Here is a 20531-nt window from a genome sequence, read left to right as displayed (position 1 = left end):
ATGGTGATGCCCGGGGACAACGTGACCTTCACGGTGGACCTGATCAAGCCCATCGCCATGGAAGAAGGCCTGCGCTTCGCCATCCGCGAGGGTGGACGCACCGTCGGCGCCGGCGTCGTTACCAAGGTCCTGGAGTAAACAAACATGGTTGCCCCGAAAATCCGTATCAAACTGCGTGGCTTTGACCACAAGGCGCTGGACCAGTCCGCGAGCAAGATCGTGGACACGGTCCGGCGCACCGGGGCGGACGTGAGCGGTCCGGTGCCGCTCCCCACCCGCATCCGCCGCTTTACCGTGCTGCGCTCGCCGTTCAAGTACAAAGACAGCCGTGAGCACTTCGAAATCCGCACCCACAACCGTCTGGTGGACATCATGAACCCCACCAAGAAGACGATCGACAGTCTGATGACCCTCGACCTGCCGACCGGCGTGGACATCGAGATCAAGACGGTGGGAGGCCGCGCATGAAGGGCATCCTCGGCACCAAGATCGGCATGACCCAGATCTGGAAGGGCGACCGCGCCATTCCCGTGACGGTCGTGCTGGCGGGTCCGTGCCCCGTCGTGCAGCGCAAGACCACGCTCACCGACGGCTACGAGGCCGTGCAGATCGGCTTCGCGCCCAAGAGCGAGAAGCGCGTGAACCGGCCCGCGATGGGCCACTTCAAGAAGGCGGGCGTCAGCCCCGTGCGCTTCCTGCGCGAGTTCCGCGGCTTCTCGCCCGAGGGTGACACCGTCAGCGTGGACATCTTCGCCGAGGGCGAGAAGATCGACGCGACCGGCACCAGCAAGGGCAAGGGCTTTCAGGGCGTCATGAAGCGCTGGAACTTCGCGGGTGGTCCCGCGAGCCACGGCTCCAAGAAGTGGCACCGCCGCCCCGGCTCCATCGGTCAGCGCAAGACGCCCGGCCGCGTGTACAAGGGCAAGAAGATGGCCGGACACATGGGCATGGACCGCATCACCGTGCAGAACCTCGAAGTGGTCGAGGTGCGCGCGGACGAGAACCTGATCCTGGTCAAGGGCGCCGTGCCCGGGGCCAACGGCGGTCTCGTGGTGCTGCGCCAGGCCGCCAAGGGAGGCAAGTAAGATGGCGCAGATCAACGTCATCGGGACCCGGGGTGGCCGCTCGATCGAGCTGGACCTGCCCGAAGTCAACCCGCACGTGCTGCACGAGGTCGTGACCTGGCAGCTGGCCGGTCGCCGCCGCGGCACTGCCAGCACCAAGACGCGCGCCCAGGTCAGCAAGTCGGGCCACAAGATGTACAGCCAGAAGGGCACCGGCAACGCCCGTCACGGTGACCGGGGCGTGCCCACCTTCGTGGGTGGCGGCGTCGCCTTCGGCCCCAAGCCCCGCAGCTACAGCTACACCCTGCCCCGCAAGGTGCGTCAGCTCGGCCTGGCGATGGCCCTGGCCGACCGCCAGGAGACCGGCAAGCTGCTCGCGGTGGACGGCTTCGACCTCGACGGCAAGACCAAGGGCTTTATCAACTGGGCCGGGCAAAACGGCCTGGACGGCTCCGAGCGCGTCTTGATCGTCACCGACGACGAGCAGACCCGCCGCGCCGCGCGCAACGTCCCCTGGGCCACCGTGATGCCGGTCGCGGGCCTGAACGCCTACGACATCCTGCGTCACGAGCGCCTGGTGATCGACGCGGTCGCGCTGGAGCCTGCTCAGGACGAGGCTGTGTCCGAAGGAGCAGCGCAGTGAGCTACTACGACATCATCAAGCAGCCCGTGATCAGCGAGAAGGCCTACGCGGGCATGGAACGCGGCGTGTACTCGTTCTGGGTCAGCCCCAAGGCCACCAAGACCGAGATCAAGGCGGCCGTGCAGCAGGCGTTCGGCGTGACCGTGGTGGGCATCAGCACCATGAACGTGACGGGCAAGCGCAAGCGCGTGGGCAAGTTCATCGGCCACCGGGCGGACCGCAAAAAAGCCATCGTGCGTCTCGCGGACGGTCAGAAGATCGAGGCCCTCGAGGCCCTGGCCTAAGGAGATTTGAGACATGGCTGTCAAGAAGTACCGTCCGTACACCCCCAGCCGCCGTCAGATGACGACCGCTGACTTCTCGGGCCTGACCAAAAAGCGCCCCGAGAAGGCGCTCACCGAGGCCCTGCCCAAGACCGGCGGCCGCAACAACCGGGGCCGCATCACCAGCCGCTTTATCGGCGGTGGGCACAAGCGCCTTTACCGCGTCATCGACTTCAAGCGCCGCGACAAGGCGAACGTGCCCGCGAAGGTCGCCGCCATCGAGTACGACCCCAACCGCAGCGCCCGCATCGCCCTGCTGCACTACGCCGACGGCGAGAAGCGCTACGTGCTGGCCCCCGAGGGCCTGACCGTGGGCGCGACCGTGAACGCGGGTCCCGAGGCCGAACCCAAGCTGGGCAACGCCCTGCCGCTGCGTTTCGTGCCGGTCGGCGCGGTGGTCCACGCCGTGGAACTCGTGCCCGGCAAGGGTGCGCAGCTGGCCCGCAGTGCCGGAACCTCCATCCAGGTGCAGGGCAAGGAGAGCGACTACGTGCTGCTGCGTCTGCCCAGCGGCGAGATCCGCCGGGTCCACAGCGAGTGCTACGCGACGCTGGGCACCGTCGGTAACGCCGAGCACAAGAACGTGGTTCTCGGCAAGGCCGGACGCAGCCGCTGGCTGGGCCACAAGCCGCACCAGCGCGGCAGCGCGATGAACCCGGTCGACCACCCGCACGGCGGTGGTGAGGGCCGGACCGGCGCGGGCCGTCAGCCGGTCAGCCCCTGGGGCCAGCTCGCCAAGGGTCTCAAGACCCGCAAGAAGCGCAAGATCAGCGACCGCTTCATCGTGACCCGCCGCGGCGGGAAGTAAGGAGGGGAGGAGAGACATGCCCCGTAGCCTCAAGAAAGGGCCGTTCGTGGACGACCACCTCCTGAAAAAGGTGGACACCCAGAACGAGCGCAAGGACAAGCGCGTCATCAAGACCTGGAGTCGCCGCTCGACGGTGGTGCCCGAGATGATCGGCCACACCATCGCCGTCCACAACGGCAAGCAGCACATCCCGGTGTTTGTCAACGAGCAGATGATCGGTCACAAGCTCGGCGAGTTCTCCCCGACCCGGTCCTACCGTGGACACGGCGCGGACAAGAACGCCAAGGGGAGCAAGAAGAAATGACCGCTCCCGCCACCGAGCAGACTTTCCGCAACAAGAAGCAGCGCAAGCAGCAGCAGAAGCTGCGCCGTCCCGGCTACGCGGTCGCCAAGTACGTGCGCATGAGCCCGCGCAAGGTGCGCCTGGTCGTCGACGTGATTCGCGGCAAGAGCGTCGCGGAGGCCGAGGACCTGCTGCGCTTCATTCCCAAGAGCGCCTCCGAGCCGGTCGCCAAGGTGCTCAAGAGCGCCAAGAGCAACGCCGTGAACAACGACGAGATGCTCGAAGACCGCCTGGTCATCACGGCGGCCTACGTGGACGCCGGGCCGACCCTCAAGCGTCTGATTCCCCGGGCGCGCGGCAGCGCCAACATCATCAAGAAGCGCACCAGCCACATCACCATCATCGTGGGCGAGCGCGCCGCGAAGGGACGCTAACGCTATGGGCAACAAGATCAACCCGAACGGCTTCCGCCTGGGCATCACCAAGGGCTGGAACAGCCGCTGGTACGCGGGCAAGAAGCAGTACGCGGGCCTTCTCAAGGAAGACGAGAAGATTCGCAAGCTGGTCAACAAGAAGCTCGCGGCGGCCGGTATCGCCCGCATCGAGATTGAGCGCGCGGGCCAGCAGGTCAACGTGATCATCTCGGCGGCCAAGCCCGGCATCGTGATCGGCAAGGGCGGCGAGAGCATCAAGCAGCTGCGCGGCGACATCGAACGCCTCGTCAGCGCGGGCACGGTGGCCGTGAACGTCGCGGAGATCCCCAACCCCAACATCAGCGCCCCCCTGGTGGCTCTGCGGATCGCCGAGCAGATCGAGCGCCGCTTTGCCTTCCGCCGCGCGATGAAGCAGGCCGCGCAGCGCGTGATGGAGTCGGGCGCCCGTGGCGTGCGTATCATCCTCTCGGGTCGCCTCGGCGGCGCCGAGCAGGCCCGCACCGAGAAGGTCCTCGAGGGCCGCGTGCCGCTGCACACCCTGCGCGCCGACATCGACTACGGCACCGCGCTGGCCCGCACGACCTACGGCATCCTGGGCATCAAGGTGATGGTGTTCAACGGCGAGGTTATCGGCGGCAAGACCGAGACGCTGGCCCGCCCGCCGCGCCGCGACGACCGCAACGCCCGCCCCGAAGGCGGCGACCGTCCCAACCGCCGCCGCCCCACCGCGCGGCGCCGTCCCGGAGGTGAGTGATGCTTCTTCCGAAGCGCACCAAGTACCGCAAGCAGTTCCGTGGCCGCATGACCGGCGACGCCAAGGGCGGCGATTACGTCGCGTTCGGCGACTACGGCCTGATCGCGCTGGAACCCGCCTGGATCCGCTCCAACCAGATCGAGGCCTGCCGCATCGTGATGAGCCGTCACTTCCGCCGCGGCGGCAAGATCTACATCCGCATCTTCCCCGACAAGCCCGTCACCAAGAAGCCCGCCGAAACCCGAATGGGTAAGGGCAAGGGCGCCGTGGAGTACTGGGTCAGCGTCGTGAAGCCGGGCCGCGTGATGTTCGAGGTCTCGGGCGTCACTGAGGAACAGGCCAAGGAAGCCTTCCGCCTGGCGGGCCACAAGCTGCCGATTCAGACCAAGATGGTCAAGCGCGAGGTCTACGATGAAGCCCAGTGACATGCGCAATCTGGGCGCCGCCGATTTCGACCGCGAGATCGACGCGCGCAAGAAGGAACTGATGGAGCTGCGGTTCCAGGCCGCGATGGGCCAGCTGGCCCAGCCGCACCGCGTCAAGCAGCTGCGGCGGGAAGTCGCGCAGCTCAACACCATCCGTGGTGAGCAGGGCCGCGCTGCACGTGTGAGCCAGGCCCAGGCCGCCGCAGGAGAGAGCCAATGAAAAAGACCTTTACCGGCGTCGTGGTGAGCGACAAGGCCGACAAGACGGTGAGCGTCAAGGTCGAGCGCCGCTTCATGCATCCGCTGTACGGCAAGATCGTGACCCGCAGCAAGAAGTACGCGGCCCACGACGAGACCAACGAGTACCGTATCGGTGACCGCGTCGAGATTCTCGCCGTGCGCCCGATCAGCAAGACGAAGACCTGGAAGGTCACCCGCCTGGTCGAGCGCCCCCGCGGCATCGAGACCACGGCGGTCGAGACCGAACCCGCCGGAGGCGAAGCATGATCATGCCCCAGTCCCGCCTCGATGTGGCGGACAACAGCGGCGCGCGCGAGATCATGTGCATCCGCGTGCTCAACAGCGGCATCGGCGGCAAGGGCCTGACGACCGGCGGCGGCGGCAACAAGCGCTATGCCCACGTGGGCGACATCATCGTCGCCTCGGTCAAGGACGCGGCCCCGCGCGGCGCGGTCAAGGCCGGTGACGTGGTCAAGGCCGTGGTCGTGCGCACCTCGCACGCGATCAAGCGTGCCGACGGGAGCACCATCCGCTTCGACAAGAACGCCGCCGTCATCATCAACAACCAGGGCGAGCCTCGCGGCACCCGCGTCTTCGGGCCGGTCGCCCGCGAACTGCGCGACCGCCGCTTCATGAAGATCGTCTCCCTGGCCCCGGAGGTGCTGTAATGCCCCGTCCCAGCGCCGGAAGCCACCACAACGACAAGCTGCACGTCAAGAAGGGCGACACCGTCGTCGTGCTGCGCGGCAAGCACCGGGGCGCGACCGGCAAGGTCCTGCTCGCGCTGCCGCGTGACGCCAAGGTCGTCGTCGAGGGCGTGAACCTGGTCACCAAGCACGTCAAGCCCAGCGCAGGTAACCCGCAGGGCGGCATCGAGCAGCGCGAAGGTGCGCTGCATGCCAGCAAGGTCGCCATCGTCGACCCCGAGACCGGCAAGGCCACCCGCGTGCGTAAACAGCTCGTGGACGGCAAGAAGGTCCGCGTCGCCGTGAAGAGCGGCAAAGTCATCGACTGACAGCAGGGCCACGCCCCCCGCGCGTGATCCCGGGCGACGAAGCCCGCCCGAAGAGAGGCCACATGCAGACCCTGAAGACGAAGTACAACGAGCAGGTCCGCCCCGCGCTGATGCAGCAGTTCGGCTACTCCTCCGTGATGGCCGTGCCGCGTATCGAGAAGATCGTGATCAACGAGGGGCTGGGGTCCGCCAAGGAAGACAGCAAGGCGATCGACAAGGCCGCCCGCGAACTCGCGCTGATCACCCTGCAAAAGCCCATCGTCACCAAGGCCAAGAAGAGCATCTCCAACTTCAAGCTCCGGCAGGGCATGCCGGTCGGCATCAAGGTCACGCTGCGCAACGAGCGCATGTACGTGTTCCTGGAAAAGCTGATCAACATCGGCCTGCCGCGCATCCGCGACTTCCGCGGCATCAACCCCAACGCCTTTGACGGCCGCGGCAACTACAACCTCGGCATCAAAGAGCAGCTGATCTTTCCGGAGATCACCTATGATATGGTCGACAAGGTGCGCGGCATGGACATCACCATCGTGACCACCGCGAAGACCGACGAGGAAGCCCGCGCGCTGCTCCAGGCGATGGGTCTCCCGTTCCGCAAATAAGGACAGGTTAATGGCGAATACCTCGAAAGTTGTCAAGGCGGAGCGCGGCATGAAGTTCGCCGTGCAGAACTACAACCGCTGCTCGCGCTGCGGCCGTGCGCGCGGCTACTACCGTTTCTTCGGCATGTGCCGCATCTGCCTGCGCGAGCTGGCCCACCGTGGCGAGCTGCCCGGCGTCAAAAAAGCCAGCTGGTAGGCTTTTTCTCCGCCGCTCTCCGTCATCCAGGCCCTCCCGGATACGAACCGCTCGCCTGCGGGCCACGCGCTCCAGGCACCTTGAGGGGTGATCGTCCGGGCCAGGGAATGCAAGCCCAACAGAAGAAGCGTCTGTGCTCGCAGGAGCGCGTTCTTTGGGAAGACCCGGCACGCCGTCAGACAGGTGGCGTGCCCCCCGCCGGGGCCTCTGGGCCTCCCTTGCCGCACGCCCCCGGAGGAGAACCATGCTGAGTGATCCCATCGCCGATATGCTCACGCGCATTCGCAACGCGACGCGCACCTACAAAGAGAGCGTCGACATCCCGGCTTCCAAGTTCAAGGAAGAACTCGCGCGGCTGCTGGTGCAAGAAGGCTACGTCGCCTCGGTCGAGCGTACCCGCCCCGAAGGGCAGAAGTTCGACGTGCTGCGCGTGACCCTCAAGTACGGGCAAAAGCGTGAGCAGGTCATCAAGCACATCGAGCGCATCAGCCGCCCCGGCCGCCGCGCTTACGTGAGTGCCGAGAACCTGCCCCGTATCCAGCGCGGCCTGGGCCTGGCGGTCGTCTCGACCTCCAAGGGCCTGCTGCCTGACCGGGAAGCCCGCAAGCAGGGCGTCGGCGGCGAAGTCGTCTGCGTGCTCTGGTAAAGGCCTCAGGCCTAAGCTGTATCGGCGCCTGAGCCACCCCCCTGACCTCGAATGCCCGGCGGCTGCCGCGGCCCTCGAATTTAAGGAATGAAGGAGGACAGTCATGTCCCGTATCGGTAAACAACCCATCCCCGTCCCCAGCGGCGTCACCGTGAGTGCCGAGGGCGGCGTGTTCACGGCCAAGGGACCCCGCGGCGAACTGACCGTGCCCTACAACCCGGCCCTGAACATCACCAACGAGAACGGCACGCTCCTGGTGACCCGTCCCAGCGACCGCCAGGAGCACCGCGCGCTGCACGGCCTGACCCGCTCGCTGGTCGCCAATGCCGTCAAGGGTGTCAGCGACGGCTTCACCATCAACCTCGAACTGCGCGGCGTCGGCTACCGCGCCAAGCTGAGCGGCAAGAGCCTGGAAATGACCATCGGTTACAGCCATCCGGTCATCATCGAGCCGCCCGCAGGCGTGACGTTCGCCGTGCCGGAACCCACCAAGATAGATGTCAGCGGCATCGACAAGCAGCTCGTCGGCCAGGTGGCCGCGAATGTTCGCAAGGTCCGCAAGCCCGACGCCTACCACGGCAAAGGCGTGCGCTTCCTGGGCGAGCAGATCGCCCTCAAGGCCGGTAAGGCCGGTGCCACCGGCGGGAAAGGGAAGAAGTAATGGCGAACCAGACTGCCGTCCGCCGCAAGCTGCGCGCCCGCCGCAAGGTGCGCGTCGCCGCCGGAGAGCGCCCGCGCCTCAGCGTGTTCCGCTCCAGCAAGCACATCTACGCCCAGATCATTGACGACGCTTCCGGCACCACGCTGGCCGCCGCGAGCAGCGGCGCCGTCAAGACGGGCACCAAGACCGACACGGCCGCCGCCGTGGGCCGGGCGCTCGCCGAGGCCGCTGCCGCCAAGGGCGTCAAGCAGGTCGTCTTCGACCGTGGTCAGTACCGCTACCACGGCCGCGTAAAAGCGCTCGCAGATGCGGCGCGGGAGGGTGGCCTTGACTTTTAACCGTCGCAATGACCGCGAGCGCGAGACCAGCGAATTCGAAGAGAAGATGCTGTTTGTCAACCGCACGTCCAAGACCTACCAGGGTGGTCGCCGTTTCCGCTTTGCCGCGCTCGTGATTCTGGGTGACCGCAATGGCCGCGTCGGCATGGGCATCGGCAAGGCCAAGGAAGTGCCGGTCGCCATCGAGAAGGCCAAGGCCATCGCGCGCAAGAACATGATCTCGGTGCCGGTCGAGAACGGCACCATCCCCCACGACATCGTCGGGGAGAACAGCACCAGCCGCGTGCTGCTCAAGCCCGCAGGTCCCGGTACCGGCGTGATCGCGGGCACTGTGCCGCGCTCGATCGCGGAACTGGCGGGGATCACCAACCTGCTCTCCAAGGAACTCGGCAGCCGCAACAAGGTCAACGTGGCCTACGCGGTGTTCGACGGCCTGAAAAACCTGCGCACCGCCAAGCAGGTCCGGGCCATGCGCGGCACCGACGTGCAGACCCAGCAGCCCCGTGTGGCGGCGGCGGGTGCCGTCTCCGCGACCACCGAGGCCGGTGCGGCCCAGGCGGGAGGTGCCCTGTGACCACGTCCACCATCAAAGTCACCCTCAAGCGCAGCGTGATCGGCCGTCCCCAGAACCAGGTGCAGACGGTCCGGGCGCTGGGTCTCCGGAAGATCGGCGACAGCCGTGAGGTCAACGACACGCCCGCCACGCGCGGCATGATCAAGACCGTGCAGCACCTCCTGGAGGTGGAAGCGTGAAGCTTCACGAACTCACTCCCGCTCCTGGCAGCCGCAAGAGCCGCAAGCGCGTCGGGCGTGGTCCCGGCGGCACCGACAAGACCGCCGGGCGCGGGCACAAGGGCCAGAAGTCGCGCAGCGGCGCGGGCAAAGGCTCGTTTTTCGGCGGCGGCGGCAGCACGCTGATCTCCAGGCTGCCCAAGCGCGGCTTCAACAACGTCGGCACGACCTACGAGGTCATCAACCTCTCGCAGCTCGCGGACCTCGAGGGCGAAACCTTCGACCGCGCGGCGCTGGAACTCGCGGGCCTGGTGCGCCGCAAGAACCGCCCGGTCAAGCTGCTGGGCCGCGGCGAGATCAGCCGCGCCGTGACGCTGCACGTGGACGCAGCGAGCGCCTCGGCGGTGCAGGCCATCGAAGCGGCCGGTGGCCGGGTCGTCCTGCCCCAGAACGACAGCGAGGCCGCGTCGACCGAGCAGGCGGGCTAACATGCTGCGCGCCTTCCGCGACGCGTTCCGCATCCTAGATCTGCGCCGGAAGATTGTCTTCACCCTGCTGCTGCTCGCCGTGTACCGTCTCGGAAGCACCATCCCGACGCCCGGCGTAAACACCGCAGCGCTCGCAGAGGCCACCTCGGGTGGCCTTTTCGGGTTGATCAGCCTGATCTCGGGCGGCAATCTTTCGCAGTTCTCGATTTTCGCGCTCGGGGTGCTGCCGTACATCACGGCCAGCATCGTCATTCAGCTGCTCACCACCACCGTTCCCGCGCTGGAAAAGCTCAGCAAGGAGGGCGAGGAGGGCCGCAAGAAGATCAACCAGTACACCCGTTACGCGGCCATCGGCCTCGGGGCGGCGCAGGCACTGTTCTTCTCGCTGTACATCACCAGCAACCCCACGTTTATCGCGGTGGGCTGGGACCCCGGCCTCTTTACCACGCTGGTGATGGTGCTGACCCAGGTGGCGGGCATCGCCTTTACCATGTGGATCGGTGAGCGCATCACCGAGGTGGGCGTCGGCAACGGCATCAGCCTGATCATCACGGCGGGCATCATCGCCAACTACCCCCGCGAGATCGCGGCGACCGGCGAGCTGTTCCGCACCGATCAGGTGTCGCTGCTGCAAATCGTGGCCTTCATTGCCGTGATTCTGGTGACCATCGCCGGGATCGTGTATGTCTACCAGGGCGAGCGCCGTGTTCCCGTCACCTACGCCCGTGCCCGGGGCGGAGCGCCCGGCGGCGCGGCGCGCAACCTGGGAGGCCAGGCCACCTGGCTGCCCATCAAGGTCAACCAGGCGGGCGTGATTCCGGTGATTTTCGCCTCGGCCATGCTGATCTTGCCCAACCTGATCGGCAGCGCCACCGCTGAGCGGGCGCCTGCGGTCAACGCTTTTATCCAGACCTACCTGACCTTCGGGAGTCCCTGGTACATCGCGCTGGAAGCTCTCTTGATCTTCGGGTTCACGTACCTGTACAACAGCGTGCAGTTCGATCCCAAGCGCATCAGTGAGCAGCTGCGCGAGGCGGGCGGCTTTATTCCGGGCGTGCGTCCGGGCACCGCCACCGCCGAGTACCTGGGCGGCATCAGCAGCCGCCTGAGCCTGTGGGGCGCGATCTTCCTGGTGATCCTGACGGTCGTGCCGCAGATCGTGCAGCGCGTGACGGGGATCACGACCTTCCAGTTCAGCGGCACCGGCCTGCTGATCATCGTGGGGGTGGCGCTGGAGACCCTCAAGCAGCTGGAGGCGCAACTGACGGTGCGCCGTTACGACGGCTTTATCAGCAAGGGCCGCATTCGCGGACGCCTGAACAACTGAGTTTTTCCGCTTCATCCGCCGCCTGCTTCTCAGTAGGCGGCGGCGTTTTGCTGGGCGTGTGGGCGCCTGCGTTACCCCGCAGGGAACAGGGCCGCTGTCCAGCCTGAGGGCGGCCCGCGCGGTCCCCCGCCGCCTATGCTGTACAACCGGAGATCAGGAGGAACGATGACTCAACCCAAACACAAGGTCGTGATTTTCCTGGGGCCTCCCGGAGCGGGCAAAGGAACCCAGGCCGAGCGCCTCGCGCGCGAGCACCAGCTCACCAAGATCAGCACCGGAGACATCCTGCGCGACCACGTCTCGCGCGGCACCGACCTCGGGCGTCAGGTCAAGCCCATTCTCGACGCGGGGCAACTCGTGCCCGACGAGATCCTGATCGCGCTGATCCGCGACCGCCTGGCCGGGATGGAACCGGTGCGGGTGATTTTCGACGGCTTCCCGCGCACGCTGGCTCAGGCGCAGGCCCTGGACATGCTGCTGGAGGAACTGGGCGTTCCGGTCAGCGCCGTGCCGCTGCTGGAGGTCCCCGACGAGCTGCTGGTGCAGCGCATCGTGGACCGGGGCCGCCAGGCTGCCTCTGCCGGACAGACCCCCCGCGCCGACGACACCGAGGCGGTCGCCCGCGAGCGCCAGCAGGTCTACCGCGAGCAGACCCAGCCTTTGATCGACTACTACAGCGCCCGCGGTCACCTGCGTTCCCTGGACGGGGTCGGCAGCATGGACGAGGTCTACAACCGCGTTCTCCAGACGCTGCGCTGAGGGCCTGGCCGCCCAAACGGGCGCCGGGCGGGAGAGACGAACCCCTGGGGTGAGGCGGGCGCGAAAGCCGCCTTGGCCCCTTGCCCCGCCACGCGCCTCCGTGCTAGCTTTTCCTTTGGCTTGTATCAAGCCTGGAGGTTGCGTGGCAAGACGAAAAATGCCGGAACAGCGGGAAAAGCGTAAGAAGGAAGAGTCCGATACCGTGCGGGCCGAGGGCGTGGTCGAAGAGGCGCTGCCCAACACCACGTTCCGCGTGAAACTCGACACCGGGCACGACATTCTGGCGTACATCAGCGGCAAGATGCGCATTCACTACATCCGCATTCTGCCCGGAGACCGTGTGGTTCTGGAGATCAGTCCGTACGACACGTCGCGCGGGCGCATCGTCTACCGCAAGTAACCTGCGGGCCGAAGTACCCAACAGATTCCCCGGCAAAGGCCTGAGAAGGTCAGGGGGGTCGAGCGCTGCTGAGCGCATGGTCACGATGGACCGTGACGTGAGGCGGCTGCGAGGAGGAAGCATGAAAGTTCGCAGCAGTGTCAAGAAGATGTGCGACAACTGCAAGGTGATCCGCCGCCACGGGCGCGTGCTGGTTATCTGCACCAACGTCAAGCACAAGCAGAGGCAAGGCTAATGGCGCGCATTGCTGGCGTCGACCTTCCGCGCGAGAAGCGCGTCGAGATTGGCCTGACCTACATCTACGGCATCGGCCTGACCCGCTCCAAGGAAGTGCTCGCGCAGACCGGGATCAACCCCGACACCCGCGTGAAGAACCTCAGCGAGGCCGAGCAGTCTTCCCTGCGTGACGTCATCGAGCGGACCTTCAAGGTCGAGGGTGACCTGCGCAGCGAGGTCGGACAGAACATCAAGCGGCTGATGGACATCGGCGCGTACCGTGGCCTGCGCCACCGCCGCGGCCTGCCGGTCCGGGGCCAACGCACCAAGACCAACGCCCGCACCCGCAAGGGACCGCGCAAGACCGTCGCAGGCAAGAAGAAGGCGGCGAGGAAGTAAGCCATGGCGAAAACCACCAAGGGCAAGACCCCCCGCCGCGCCCGGCGCAACATCAGCGCGGGCCGCGCGTACGTCCACGCGAGCTACAACAACACCATCGTGACCATCACCGACCTCGACGGCAACTCCGTCGCGTGGTCCTCGGGCGGCACCATCGGCTACAAAGGCAGCAAGAAGGGCACGCCCTACGCGGCCCAGCTCGCCGCTGCCGACGCTGTGAAAAAGGCCCAGCAGACCTTTGGCATGAACGTCGTGGACGTGGTCGTGCGCGGCACCGGTTCGGGCCGTGAGCAGGCGATTCGCGCGATCCAGGCTTCGGGCATCGAAGTCAAGTCGATCATGGACGACAGCCCCGTGCCCCACAACGGCTGCCGTCCCAAGAAAAAGCACCGCGCATAACGCGCGAGCGCCGCTGCCCACCTGTCCCGCTTCCGCTGCCTCCGTGCTCCGCGCGCGGGCAACAGCCGCACCACCGGCGAGGAGGCGGGCACCAGAGGGCAGCAGACCCGGTGACCCGGCTGTGACGGGCACCGCAAGGAGAATTAAACATGGGTCGTTTCCGTGGTTCCATTACCAAGCTCAGCCGCCGCGAAGGCATCAACCTCGCGGAGACTGAAAAAGTCCAGAAGTACCTCGACAAGCGCCCCTACGCGCCCGGCCAGCACGGCCAGCGCCGTGGCCGTGGTCGCCCCAGCGACTACAGCGTGCGCCTGCGGGAAAAGCAGAAGCTCGCCCGCCTGTACGGCATGGGCGAAAGGCAGTTCCGCAACCTCTTTGAGGAAGCGGCGAGCGTGCCCGGCGTGACCGGCACGGTGTTCTTGCAGCTGCTGGAGCGCCGCCTGGACAACGTCGTGTTTCGCATGGGCTTTGCCAGCACCCGCCGTCAGGCCCGGCAGTTTGTCGGCCACGGGCACGTGCTGGTGAACGGCAAGAAAGTGGACATCGCGTCTTACCGGGTCAAGATCGGGGACGAGATCAGCGTGTCCGAGAAGAGCCGCTCGATGGGCTTTATCCAGGAGAACATGGAGGCGCAAAAGCGCCGCCGCACCAGCCCCTGGATCGAGCTGAACCCCGAGACCTTTAGCGGCACCTTCTCGCGTCTGCCCGCGCGCGAGGACCTGGCGCTGCCGATCAACGAGAACTTCATCATCGAGTACTACTCGCGCTAATCAGGGAGGCCCCAGTGGATCAAAAGCGCCCTCAACTCAAAGCCCGCGTCGACGGTGATTACGGCGAGTTCGTGCTCGAACCGCTCACGCGCGGCTACGGCGTCACCATCGGGAACCCCATCCGGCGCATCCTGATGTCCTCGATCCCCGGCACGGCCGTGACGAGCGTGTACATCGAGGATGTCCTGCACGAGTTTTCCACCATTCCGGGCGTCAAGGAAGACGTGATCCGCCTGATCCTGAACCTCAAGGAACTCGTGGTGAAGTTTCACGCGCCCGGCCCCAAGACGCTGACCCTGCGCGCGCAGGGCGAGGGCGTGGTCAAGGCGAGCGCCTTCGAGGTGCCCAGCGACGCCGAGATCGTCAACCCCGACCTCACCATCGCCACGCTGGCCGAGGACGGCAAGCTGGTGATGGAGGTGCGCGTCGAGGAAGGCGAGGGCTACGTTCCGGCCGACAAGCACTCCACCAAAGACCGCATCAACTCGATCCCGGTGGACGCGGTGTTCTCCCCGGTGCGCCGGGTGGCCTATCACGTGGAAAACACCCGCGTGGGCCAGCAGACCGACCTCGACCGCCTGATCCTGCGGGTCTGGACCGACGGCAGCGTCGGCCCCCAGGAAACGCTGGACGCGGCCGTGGACATCCTGCGCGACGAGCTGACGGTCTTCGGCAACGTGGAGACGCTGCCCGCCGCCGCCCCCGAGGTGCCGCAGCCGGTGTACACGCCCGCCGCGCCCGCCGCGAGCGGCTACGAGCTGCCCCGCCAGCCGGAACTCAGCATCAACCCCCAGCCGTACCCCGCCGACCACGACACGCCCCGCGTGACGCTGGAAGGTCTGGGCCTCACGACCCGCGTGCTGCACTCCCTCAAGGAGGAAGGCATCGACTCCGTGGACGCCCTGTGCGCTCTTTCCGACCGTGACCTGAAAAAGGTCCCCGGGATCGGCGAGCGCAGCCTCGACGAGATCAAGCAGCAGCTCGCGCAGTTCGGGCTGGCGTTAAGAGACTAATTCCAGCGCGCGGGCCAGAGACTCGCCCGCGCCTGTGCCCCCCAAGGAGAATCCCATGCGTCACGGTAAAGCCGGTCGCAAGCTCAACCGCAACAGCAGCGCCCGCGTCGCCCTGGCCCGTGCCCAGGCGACTGCCCTGCTGCGCGAGGGCCGCATCCAGACGACCCTCACGAAGGCCAAGGAGCTGCGCCCCTACGTCGAGAAGCTGATCACCACCGCCAAGGGTGGGGACCTGCACGCCCGCCGCCTCGTCGCCCGCGACATCCACGACATCGCCGTGGTCCGCAAGGTGATGGACGAGGTCGCGCCCAAGTACGCCGACCGCCAGGGTGGCTACACCCGCATCCTGCGTGTGGGCACCCGCCGCGGCGACGGCGTCACGATGGCCCTGATCGAACTCGTCTGATCCCAGACCGGGTTGGTCCAGCCCCGCTTCGGCGGGGTTGTTCTTTTGGCGCCTGCCGGAAAACTGATAGCTTCCCCGCATGACCCCCACCCTCGTCATCGTGCCCGGCCTGGGCGACAGCGGGCCGGGGCACTGGCAGACGCTCTGGACCGAGAAGTTCGGGGCCGCCCGCGTCCAGCAGGACGACCCCGAGGCGCCCACCCCGCAGGCCTGGGCGGCGCGGCTTCACGAGGTCATCGAGGCGACACCCGGCGACCTCGTGCTGGTCGGGCATTCCTGCGGGGTGCTGACCATCGTGCACTGGGCGCGGCTGTTCGGCGGGCACGGGCGGGTGCGGGGCGCCCTCCTGGTCAGCCCCACCGACGCCGGGCAGGCGGACATGGCCGACCTCGCGCCCGCCGTTCTGGCCCTGGCTCCGGTGCCGCTTGCCCCGCTGCCCTTTCCGGCGCTGGTCGTCGCCAGCGAGAACGACCCCTACGTCCGCTCCGAGCGGGCGCAGGCGTTCGCGGACGCCTGGGAGGCCGAGTTCGTCACGGCGGGGGAAGCGGGGCACCTCAACGTGGCGAGCGGCCACGGCGAGTGGGAGGAGGGAGAAGTCCTGCTCTCGGAAGCGCTGCACGCCTGGACACCGCCAGGGGTCACGCGCTTCTGAGCCGCAAAGCAGGCCGCCCCCTGTTCCGGGGGCAGCCCTGCGGTGACGAAACGGGGATCAGTTGCTGACGGCGGCCGCAGGCTGGGCGTACTTGTCGAGCAGCGCCTCGAAAGCGCGCTTGGGCTGGGCACCGACCATGCCTTCGACCGGCTGGCCGTCCTTGAACAGGATCATGGTGGGGATGCTCATCACGCGGTACTGGCCGGAGACGGCGGGGTTGTCGTCCACGTTGAGCTTGGCGACCTTGACCCGGCCCTCGTACTGCCCGGCGAGTTCCTCGATGACCGGGGCGATGATGCGGCAGGGACCGCACCAGGGCGCCCAGAAGTCCACCAGCGTGAGACCCTGGCCCGTCTCGGTCTGGAAGTTGCTGTCCGTGAGTTCCACAGGCTTCATTCCCGGAGTCTACGCCCACAGGCGCCGGGTGGATATGGGAGAGATGGAGGGAGGCTAACTCGCCCTTCATTCCGCTGCCGCGCTCGCCGCCCGCGCGCTAGCCTGCCGCCATGCCGGAGAACTTCGGGGAGGCGCTGCGGGCCGGAGCGCGGCTGTTTGGCAGGGGCGAGTGGTGGGAGGCGCACGAGGCCTGGGAGGGTCCCTGGCAGCGCGCCAGCGGCGAGGAGCGGCACTTTCTTCAGGCCCTGATCCTGCTTGCGGCGGCCCTGCACAAGCGCTGGCACCACGGCAGCCTGACCCACCGCAACTTCGAGAAGGCCGGGCGCTACCTCGACCGCCTGCCGCCCGAGTACGCCGGGGTAGACCTGCGGCGGCTGCGCGCCGAGGTGTGGGAGGCGCTGCATGACCCGGCGCTGCGCCCTCAGATCACGCCGCACGCCTCTGCACCGCCTCCGGGACAGGGAGCCACCGGGGTGGATTGAGGCCCGCGCCCGCGCCCCTTATCCTGAAGAAGCTGGCGATGGCGCCGGGAGCCAGCCATGACCCGCCCGGAAAGGCAGATTCCCATGACAGAACGCATCGCACTTTTTATTGACGGGGCCAACGTGTACGCGGCGGCCAAGCGGCTGGGGTGGAACTTCGACCACCGCAAGATCCTGGAACACTTCGCGGCCTACGGCGCCCTGCACAACGCCTTTTATTACACGGCGGTGCCTGCCCAGGTGGACGACAAGCAAAAGCGCTTTATCGACGCGCTGACCTACATGGGCTACACCGTGCGCACCCGCCCGCTGCGCGAGAGCACCGACGAGCACGGCGACACCCACCGCCGCGCCAGCCTCGACATCGAGATCGTGACCGATCTGCTGACCACGGCGGAGCGCTTCGACACCGCCGTGCTGCTCACCGGCGACGGCGACTTCGAGCGTCCGGTGGAGGTGTTGCGGGCGCGCGGCAAGCGGGTGGTGGTGGCGAGCATTCCCGAGATGACGAGCTACGAGCTGCGCAACGCGGCCGACAGCTACGTGGACCTCGCCAGCATTCGCGAGCAGGTCGAGCGGCCCGGCTACCGCCTGCCCAGCGAGGGGCGGGGCGAGGGCCGGGGCAGCGAGAGCCGCCCGTACTACGTGAGCGTGCCCCTGACGGACGCCGATGAGCGCTGAGCCGCCCGCCTCCGCCGCCCGGACCCCGCGTCCGCCGCTGCCCATCGCGCTCGACGCGGTCGGTGGGGACCACGGCGCCGCCCCCAACGTCGAGGGCGCCGTGCAGGCGGCCCGCGCGGGGGTGCCGGTGCTGCTCGTCGGGCCCCGCGTGGCCCTACACGCCGAACTCGGCAAGCACGCCGGAAGCGCCAGCCTGCCGCTGACGGTGGTGGACGCCCCCGACCTGATCGGCATGACCGAGCACGCCAGCGACGTGCGGGGCCGCACGGGCGCGAGCATCAACGTCTGCACCCGGCTGGTGAAGGAGGGCCGGGCCGCCGCCGCCGTCAGCATGGGCCACAGCGGCGCCACCATGGCCTCGGCGCTGCTCACGTTGGGCCGGGTCCGGGGTGTGGACCGCCCCGCGATCCTGACGCACCTGCCCAGCAAAAAGGGCTTCGTGACCCTGCTCGACGTGGGTGCCAACGCGGACGTGAAACCCGCCTACCTCGCGCAGTGGGCGCGCCTCGCCACGGTGTACCTGCGGGTCGTGGAAGGGCAGGCCGATCCCACGGTAGGCCTGCTCTCCATCGGTGAGGAGGACCACAAGGGCAGCCAGCTGGTGCTCGACGCCCACGCGCTGCTGCGGGCGCAAGACGGCCACGGCATCCACTTCCACGGCAACGTGGAGGGCCGCGACATCTTCCAGGGCACCACCGATATCGTGGTCACCGACGGCTTTACCGGCAACGTGGTGCTCAAGCTCGCGGAAGGCGAGGCCAAGGTCCTGTTCGGGTGGGTGCGCGACGCGCTGGGAGGCAGCCTCAAGACCAAACTCGGCGGCTTGCTGGTGCGCCCCGCGCTGCGCGGCCTGGCCGAGCGGATGGACCCCAGCACCTACGGGGCGAGCATTTTGATCGGCGTGCGCGGCCTGGCGTTTATCGGCCACGGCAGCGCCGACGCCCGCGCCGTCAAGAACGCCCTGCTGCGGGCCTCGCGCGCCCACGAGGCCGATCTGATCGAGCGGCTGGAAGCGGCGCTGGCGCCCGCACCCGCCTGAGCTTCCCCCCGCGCCGCCCGCCCGCTTCCCGGCAGCCGGGGCAGGCTGGCCTTCTTCATCGCCTCATGAGAGGCTGAGCGGATGCTGGACGAACTGACGTTTCAACTGCAAAAGCCGCAGGTGTGGCTGGGCCTGGCGCTGACCCTCCTGATCGCCTACGCGCTGTACCGCTTCGGCGGGATGCTGCTGCGCGCGCTGGAGCCGTATGTCCGTCCCGCGCTGCTGACCGGGCTGAAGTGGCTGTGGCTGCTGGTGGTGGCGTTTTGCTGGCTGTCGGTCGCCACGCACGTCGCGTACCTGCCCAGTGTGCCGGTCTTGTTCGAGGTGGGGCAAGACCTCGTGCAGGGCTTTCGCAACAGTGCCGGGCAGGTGCTGGTGACGGTGGCCCTGGCCCTGATCGCCTGGAACCTGATCGGCAGCCTCAGCGAGCGCATCGTGGCGGGCGAGGAGTTCAACCGCCGCAGCGTGCGGGTGCAGACCCTCAAGGGCGTGGTGGAAAGCACCCTCAAGGTCGTGGTGGTCATCATCAGCCTGATCGCGGGCCTCCAGACGCTGGGGGTAAATGCGACCAGCCTGCTGGCTGGGGTCTCGGTGCTGGGCCTGGCGGTGGGCTTCGGCGCGCAGAGCCTGATCAAGGACGTGTTCAACGGCTTTTTCATCCTGCTGGAAGACCAGTACGGGGTCGGCGACGTGATCACGGTGAACAGCGGACCGCTGAGCGGCAACGTGGAGCGCCTGAACCTGCGCGCCACCGCCCTGCGCGCGCTCGACGGGACCGTCCATATCGTGCCCAACGGCCAGATTCAGACCGTCAGCGTGAGCAGCAAGGACTGGTCGCGGGTGGTCGCCACGGTGGACGTGACCTACGCCGCCAACATCAACGATGCGCTGCGGGTGCTGGAAGCGGTCAGCAACGAGCTGCACGCCGACCCCGCCTGGGCGCACTACTTTCTGGAAGCTCCCGAGATTCAGGGGGTGACCCAACTCGCGCCCGATGGGGTGACCCTGCGGGCGCTGTTCAAGGTGCAGCCCAAGAGCCAGTTCGCGGTCGGGCGTGAGTTCAACCGCCGCATCAAGATCGCGATGGACCAGGCCGGAATCGAGATCCCCTTTCCGCAGCGCTCGCTGAACTTCGGGGCCGCGCCGCTGGAGATCCGGTTGACCCAGGAGGCGGCCCCTGTCCGCGATCCGCGCGAGACCCAGAACCGCACCCAGGCGCCGGTCAAGCCCAGCCTGCTGCGCGACCCCGACGAGGACGAGCAGACCTGACGCCCGGCCCGCCACGCGGAGGCCGCGCGCTCAGACAGGCAGGGGAGCGGGCGCCGGGCCAGCTGCGCCGGGGGGGCCATCCAGGGTGCCCCCGGCGAGCAGGGTGGAGAACTCGTCGCCGCTGAGGGTCTCGCGGCGCATCAGCACCTCCACGATCTCGTGGACGCGGCCGAGGTGCTCGCCCAGCAGGGCCAGCACCCGGGCGTAGGCGCGGTCCATCAGGGCGCTGACCTCCTCGTCCACAGCGAAGGCGGTCGCCTCGCTCATGGGGAGTGCCTGCGGCCCCCCGCCCAGGAAATTGCCCTCGTCGGTCGCCAGCGCCACCTTGCCGATGCGCCCGGACATGCCCCACTCGGTGACCATCCGCCGCGCGAGGCCGGTCGCCTGCTGGAAGTCGTTTTGCGCCCCGGTCGTGACCTCGCCGTAGACCACCTCCTCGGCGGCGCGGCCCGCCAGCGCCACGGCGATCATGTCCTCCAGCGCCGGGCGGGTGACGTGCAGCCGGTCGTCGGCATCGGGCATCATGAACCCGGCCGCCCGGCCGCGCGGCACCACCGTCAGTTTGGCGACCCGGTTGGCATGGGGGAGGAGTTGAGCGGCCAGCGCATGGCCGACCTCGTGGTAGGCGGTGACCTTGCGGTCGGCCTCCCGCACCACCAGGCTTCTTCGTT

At 67.7% G+C, this 20531-nt stretch carries 37 protein-coding genes and 1 pseudogene; 36 read left to right on the top strand and 2 right to left on the bottom strand.

Annotated elements, in window-relative coordinates; genetic code table 11:
- The 32 genes from HNQ09_RS18470 to HNQ09_RS18315 form a co-directional block, all read left to right on the top strand.
- Window positions 1-138 (top strand): EF-Tu C-terminal domain-related protein (locus tag HNQ09_RS18470; protein ID WP_484482067.1); only part of this gene is annotated, 138 nt, incomplete at its 5' end.
- Between the two features lie 6 nt (window positions 139-144).
- Window positions 145-468 (top strand): 30S ribosomal protein S10, encoded by a 324-nt coding sequence (rpsJ, locus tag HNQ09_RS18465; RefSeq protein ID WP_010886955.1) that lies wholly within the window; start codon window positions 145-147, stop codon window positions 466-468.
- Complete coding sequence (gene rplC, locus HNQ09_RS18460; RefSeq protein ID WP_184032016.1) at window positions 465-1085, top strand: 50S ribosomal protein L3; 621 nt, start codon at window positions 465-467, stop codon at window positions 1083-1085. Before rpsJ ends, rplC begins: the two co-directional genes overlap by 4 nt.
- Before the next feature lies 1 nt (window position 1086).
- Entirely contained in the window at window positions 1087-1707 is a 621-nt protein-coding gene (rplD, locus tag HNQ09_RS18455; protein ID WP_184032014.1) for a 50S ribosomal protein L4, read from the top strand.
- Window positions 1704-1991 carry a 50S ribosomal protein L23 gene (locus HNQ09_RS18450; RefSeq protein WP_184032012.1) on the top strand — a complete coding sequence of 96 codons (288 nt, stop codon included), beginning with the start codon at window positions 1704-1706 and terminating at the stop codon, window positions 1989-1991. Before rplD ends, HNQ09_RS18450 begins: the two co-directional genes overlap by 4 nt.
- A gap of 13 nt (window positions 1992-2004) precedes the next feature.
- Window positions 2005-2838 carry a 50S ribosomal protein L2 gene (gene rplB / locus HNQ09_RS18445; RefSeq protein ID WP_184032010.1) on the top strand — a complete coding sequence of 278 codons (834 nt, stop codon included), beginning with the start codon at window positions 2005-2007 and terminating at the stop codon, window positions 2836-2838.
- Between the two features lie 16 nt (window positions 2839-2854).
- The gene (rpsS, locus tag HNQ09_RS18440) at window positions 2855-3142 is read left to right on the top strand and encodes a 30S ribosomal protein S19 (RefSeq protein WP_184032008.1); all 288 of its coding nucleotides are present in this window, start codon (window positions 2855-2857) and stop codon (window positions 3140-3142) included.
- Complete coding sequence (gene rplV, locus HNQ09_RS18435; protein ID WP_184032006.1) at window positions 3139-3555, top strand: 50S ribosomal protein L22; 417 nt, start codon at window positions 3139-3141, stop codon at window positions 3553-3555. Before rpsS ends, rplV begins: the two co-directional genes overlap by 4 nt.
- A gap of 4 nt (window positions 3556-3559) precedes the next feature.
- Window positions 3560-4309, top strand: a complete 750-nt coding sequence (gene rpsC / locus HNQ09_RS18430; protein ID WP_184032004.1) for a 30S ribosomal protein S3 — start codon at window positions 3560-3562, stop codon at window positions 4307-4309.
- Complete coding sequence (gene rplP / locus HNQ09_RS18425) at window positions 4309-4734, top strand: 50S ribosomal protein L16 (RefSeq protein ID WP_034356060.1); 426 nt, start codon at window positions 4309-4311, stop codon at window positions 4732-4734. Before rpsC ends, rplP begins: the two co-directional genes overlap by 1 nt.
- Window positions 4721-4954, top strand: coding sequence for a 50S ribosomal protein L29 (gene rpmC, locus HNQ09_RS18420; RefSeq protein ID WP_184032003.1), 234 nt, complete (start codon window positions 4721-4723; stop codon window positions 4952-4954). Before rplP ends, rpmC begins: the two co-directional genes overlap by 14 nt.
- Window positions 4951-5241, top strand: coding sequence for a 30S ribosomal protein S17 (gene rpsQ, locus HNQ09_RS18415; RefSeq protein WP_184032002.1), 291 nt, complete (start codon window positions 4951-4953; stop codon window positions 5239-5241). Before rpmC ends, rpsQ begins: the two co-directional genes overlap by 4 nt.
- Entirely contained in the window at window positions 5238-5642 is a 405-nt protein-coding gene (rplN, locus tag HNQ09_RS18410) for a 50S ribosomal protein L14 (protein WP_012693995.1), read from the top strand. The genes rpsQ and rplN overlap by 4 nt, the downstream gene beginning before the upstream one ends.
- Window positions 5642-5989: a 50S ribosomal protein L24 gene (rplX, locus tag HNQ09_RS18405; protein ID WP_221269966.1), complete on the top strand. Its 348-nt coding sequence runs from the start codon at window positions 5642-5644 to the stop codon at window positions 5987-5989. The genes rplN and rplX overlap by 1 nt, the downstream gene beginning before the upstream one ends.
- A gap of 62 nt (window positions 5990-6051) precedes the next feature.
- Complete coding sequence (rplE, locus tag HNQ09_RS18400; RefSeq protein ID WP_184032001.1) at window positions 6052-6591, top strand: 50S ribosomal protein L5; 540 nt, start codon at window positions 6052-6054, stop codon at window positions 6589-6591.
- Window positions 6592-6601: 10 nt separating this feature from the next.
- Window positions 6602-6787 (top strand): type Z 30S ribosomal protein S14, encoded by a 186-nt coding sequence (locus tag HNQ09_RS18395; protein ID WP_184032000.1) that lies wholly within the window; start codon window positions 6602-6604, stop codon window positions 6785-6787.
- 244 nt (window positions 6788-7031) lie between these two features.
- On the top strand, window positions 7032-7433 hold the full coding sequence (gene rpsH / locus HNQ09_RS18390) for a 30S ribosomal protein S8 (protein ID WP_184031998.1): 402 nt from the start codon (window positions 7032-7034) through the stop codon (window positions 7431-7433).
- A 103-nt stretch (window positions 7434-7536) separates the two neighbouring features.
- The gene (rplF, locus tag HNQ09_RS18385; protein ID WP_184031997.1) at window positions 7537-8094 is read left to right on the top strand and encodes a 50S ribosomal protein L6; all 558 of its coding nucleotides are present in this window, start codon (window positions 7537-7539) and stop codon (window positions 8092-8094) included.
- On the top strand, window positions 8094-8432 hold the full coding sequence (rplR, locus tag HNQ09_RS18380; RefSeq protein ID WP_184031996.1) for a 50S ribosomal protein L18: 339 nt from the start codon (window positions 8094-8096) through the stop codon (window positions 8430-8432). Before rplF ends, rplR begins: the two co-directional genes overlap by 1 nt.
- A complete protein-coding gene (gene rpsE / locus HNQ09_RS18375; protein ID WP_184031995.1) occupies window positions 8422-9006 on the top strand; it encodes a 30S ribosomal protein S5 in 585 nt (194 codons plus the stop codon). The genes rplR and rpsE overlap by 11 nt, the downstream gene beginning before the upstream one ends.
- A gap of 11 nt (window positions 9007-9017) precedes the next feature.
- Window positions 9018-9185, top strand: a complete 168-nt coding sequence (gene rpmD, locus HNQ09_RS18370) for a 50S ribosomal protein L30 (RefSeq protein ID WP_184032018.1) — start codon at window positions 9018-9020, stop codon at window positions 9183-9185.
- Window positions 9182-9652 (top strand): 50S ribosomal protein L15, encoded by a 471-nt coding sequence (gene rplO / locus HNQ09_RS18365; protein ID WP_184031994.1) that lies wholly within the window; start codon window positions 9182-9184, stop codon window positions 9650-9652. The genes rpmD and rplO overlap by 4 nt, the downstream gene beginning before the upstream one ends.
- A gap of 1 nt (window position 9653) precedes the next feature.
- On the top strand, window positions 9654-10979 hold the full coding sequence (secY, locus tag HNQ09_RS18360) for a preprotein translocase subunit SecY (RefSeq protein WP_184031993.1): 1326 nt from the start codon (window positions 9654-9656) through the stop codon (window positions 10977-10979).
- A gap of 165 nt (window positions 10980-11144) precedes the next feature.
- Window positions 11145-11738: an adenylate kinase gene (locus HNQ09_RS18355; RefSeq protein WP_184031992.1), complete on the top strand. Its 594-nt coding sequence runs from the start codon at window positions 11145-11147 to the stop codon at window positions 11736-11738.
- Window positions 11739-11895: 157 nt separating this feature from the next.
- A complete protein-coding gene (infA, locus tag HNQ09_RS18350; RefSeq protein ID WP_019588656.1) occupies window positions 11896-12138 on the top strand; it encodes a translation initiation factor IF-1 in 243 nt (80 codons plus the stop codon).
- A gap of 121 nt (window positions 12139-12259) precedes the next feature.
- Complete coding sequence (gene rpmJ / locus HNQ09_RS18345; RefSeq protein WP_019012075.1) at window positions 12260-12373, top strand: 50S ribosomal protein L36; 114 nt, start codon at window positions 12260-12262, stop codon at window positions 12371-12373.
- Window positions 12373-12753, top strand: coding sequence for a 30S ribosomal protein S13 (gene rpsM / locus HNQ09_RS18340; protein ID WP_184031991.1), 381 nt, complete (start codon window positions 12373-12375; stop codon window positions 12751-12753). Before rpmJ ends, rpsM begins: the two co-directional genes overlap by 1 nt.
- 3 nt (window positions 12754-12756) lie before the next feature.
- Entirely contained in the window at window positions 12757-13152 is a 396-nt protein-coding gene (gene rpsK / locus HNQ09_RS18335) for a 30S ribosomal protein S11 (protein WP_184031990.1), read from the top strand.
- A 149-nt stretch (window positions 13153-13301) separates the two neighbouring features.
- Window positions 13302-13922, top strand: coding sequence for a 30S ribosomal protein S4 (gene rpsD / locus HNQ09_RS18330; protein ID WP_184031989.1), 621 nt, complete (start codon window positions 13302-13304; stop codon window positions 13920-13922).
- 14 nt (window positions 13923-13936) lie between these two features.
- The gene (locus HNQ09_RS18325; protein WP_184031983.1) at window positions 13937-14935 is read left to right on the top strand and encodes a DNA-directed RNA polymerase subunit alpha; all 999 of its coding nucleotides are present in this window, start codon (window positions 13937-13939) and stop codon (window positions 14933-14935) included.
- Between the two features lie 55 nt (window positions 14936-14990).
- Complete coding sequence (gene rplQ, locus HNQ09_RS18320; protein WP_184031981.1) at window positions 14991-15341, top strand: 50S ribosomal protein L17; 351 nt, start codon at window positions 14991-14993, stop codon at window positions 15339-15341.
- A 79-nt stretch (window positions 15342-15420) separates the two neighbouring features.
- Window positions 15421-15993 (top strand): RBBP9/YdeN family alpha/beta hydrolase, encoded by a 573-nt coding sequence (locus HNQ09_RS18315; RefSeq protein WP_184031979.1) that lies wholly within the window; start codon window positions 15421-15423, stop codon window positions 15991-15993.
- 57 nt (window positions 15994-16050) lie between these two features.
- On the opposite strand, the gene trxA is transcribed toward HNQ09_RS18315, so the two are convergent.
- Window positions 16051-16389 (bottom strand): thioredoxin, encoded by a 339-nt coding sequence (gene trxA / locus HNQ09_RS18310; RefSeq protein WP_184031977.1) that lies wholly within the window; start codon window positions 16387-16389, stop codon window positions 16051-16053.
- 110 nt (window positions 16390-16499) lie between these two features.
- Here trxA and HNQ09_RS18305 point away from each other — a divergent pair, with 110 nt between their 5' ends.
- The 4 genes from HNQ09_RS18305 (at window position 16500) to HNQ09_RS18290 (ending at window position 19860) form a co-directional block, all read left to right on the top strand.
- The gene (locus HNQ09_RS18305) at window positions 16500-16871 is read left to right on the top strand and encodes a DUF309 domain-containing protein (protein ID WP_184031975.1); all 372 of its coding nucleotides are present in this window, start codon (window positions 16500-16502) and stop codon (window positions 16869-16871) included.
- Between the two features lie 84 nt (window positions 16872-16955).
- Window positions 16956-17552 carry a LabA-like NYN domain-containing protein gene (locus HNQ09_RS18300; RefSeq protein WP_184031973.1) on the top strand — a complete coding sequence of 199 codons (597 nt, stop codon included), beginning with the start codon at window positions 16956-16958 and terminating at the stop codon, window positions 17550-17552.
- Window positions 17542-18591 (top strand): phosphate acyltransferase PlsX, encoded by a 1050-nt coding sequence (plsX, locus tag HNQ09_RS18295; RefSeq protein WP_184031972.1) that lies wholly within the window; start codon window positions 17542-17544, stop codon window positions 18589-18591. The genes HNQ09_RS18300 and plsX overlap by 11 nt, the downstream gene beginning before the upstream one ends.
- Before the next feature lie 81 nt (window positions 18592-18672).
- Complete coding sequence (locus tag HNQ09_RS18290) at window positions 18673-19860, top strand: mechanosensitive ion channel family protein (protein WP_184031971.1); 1188 nt, start codon at window positions 18673-18675, stop codon at window positions 19858-19860.
- A gap of 30 nt (window positions 19861-19890) precedes the next feature.
- Here the strand turns inward: HNQ09_RS18290 and HNQ09_RS18285 are convergent.
- Window positions 19891-20531, bottom strand: a pseudogene (locus HNQ09_RS18285) (ATP-dependent zinc metalloprotease FtsH); the annotation flags it as partial.

The sequence above is a fragment of the Deinococcus budaensis genome, from assembly GCF_014201885.1.
GTDB classification, from domain to species: domain Bacteria; phylum Deinococcota; class Deinococci; order Deinococcales; family Deinococcaceae; genus Deinococcus; species Deinococcus budaensis.
This window is presented reverse-complemented; position numbering and strand designations above follow the sequence as displayed.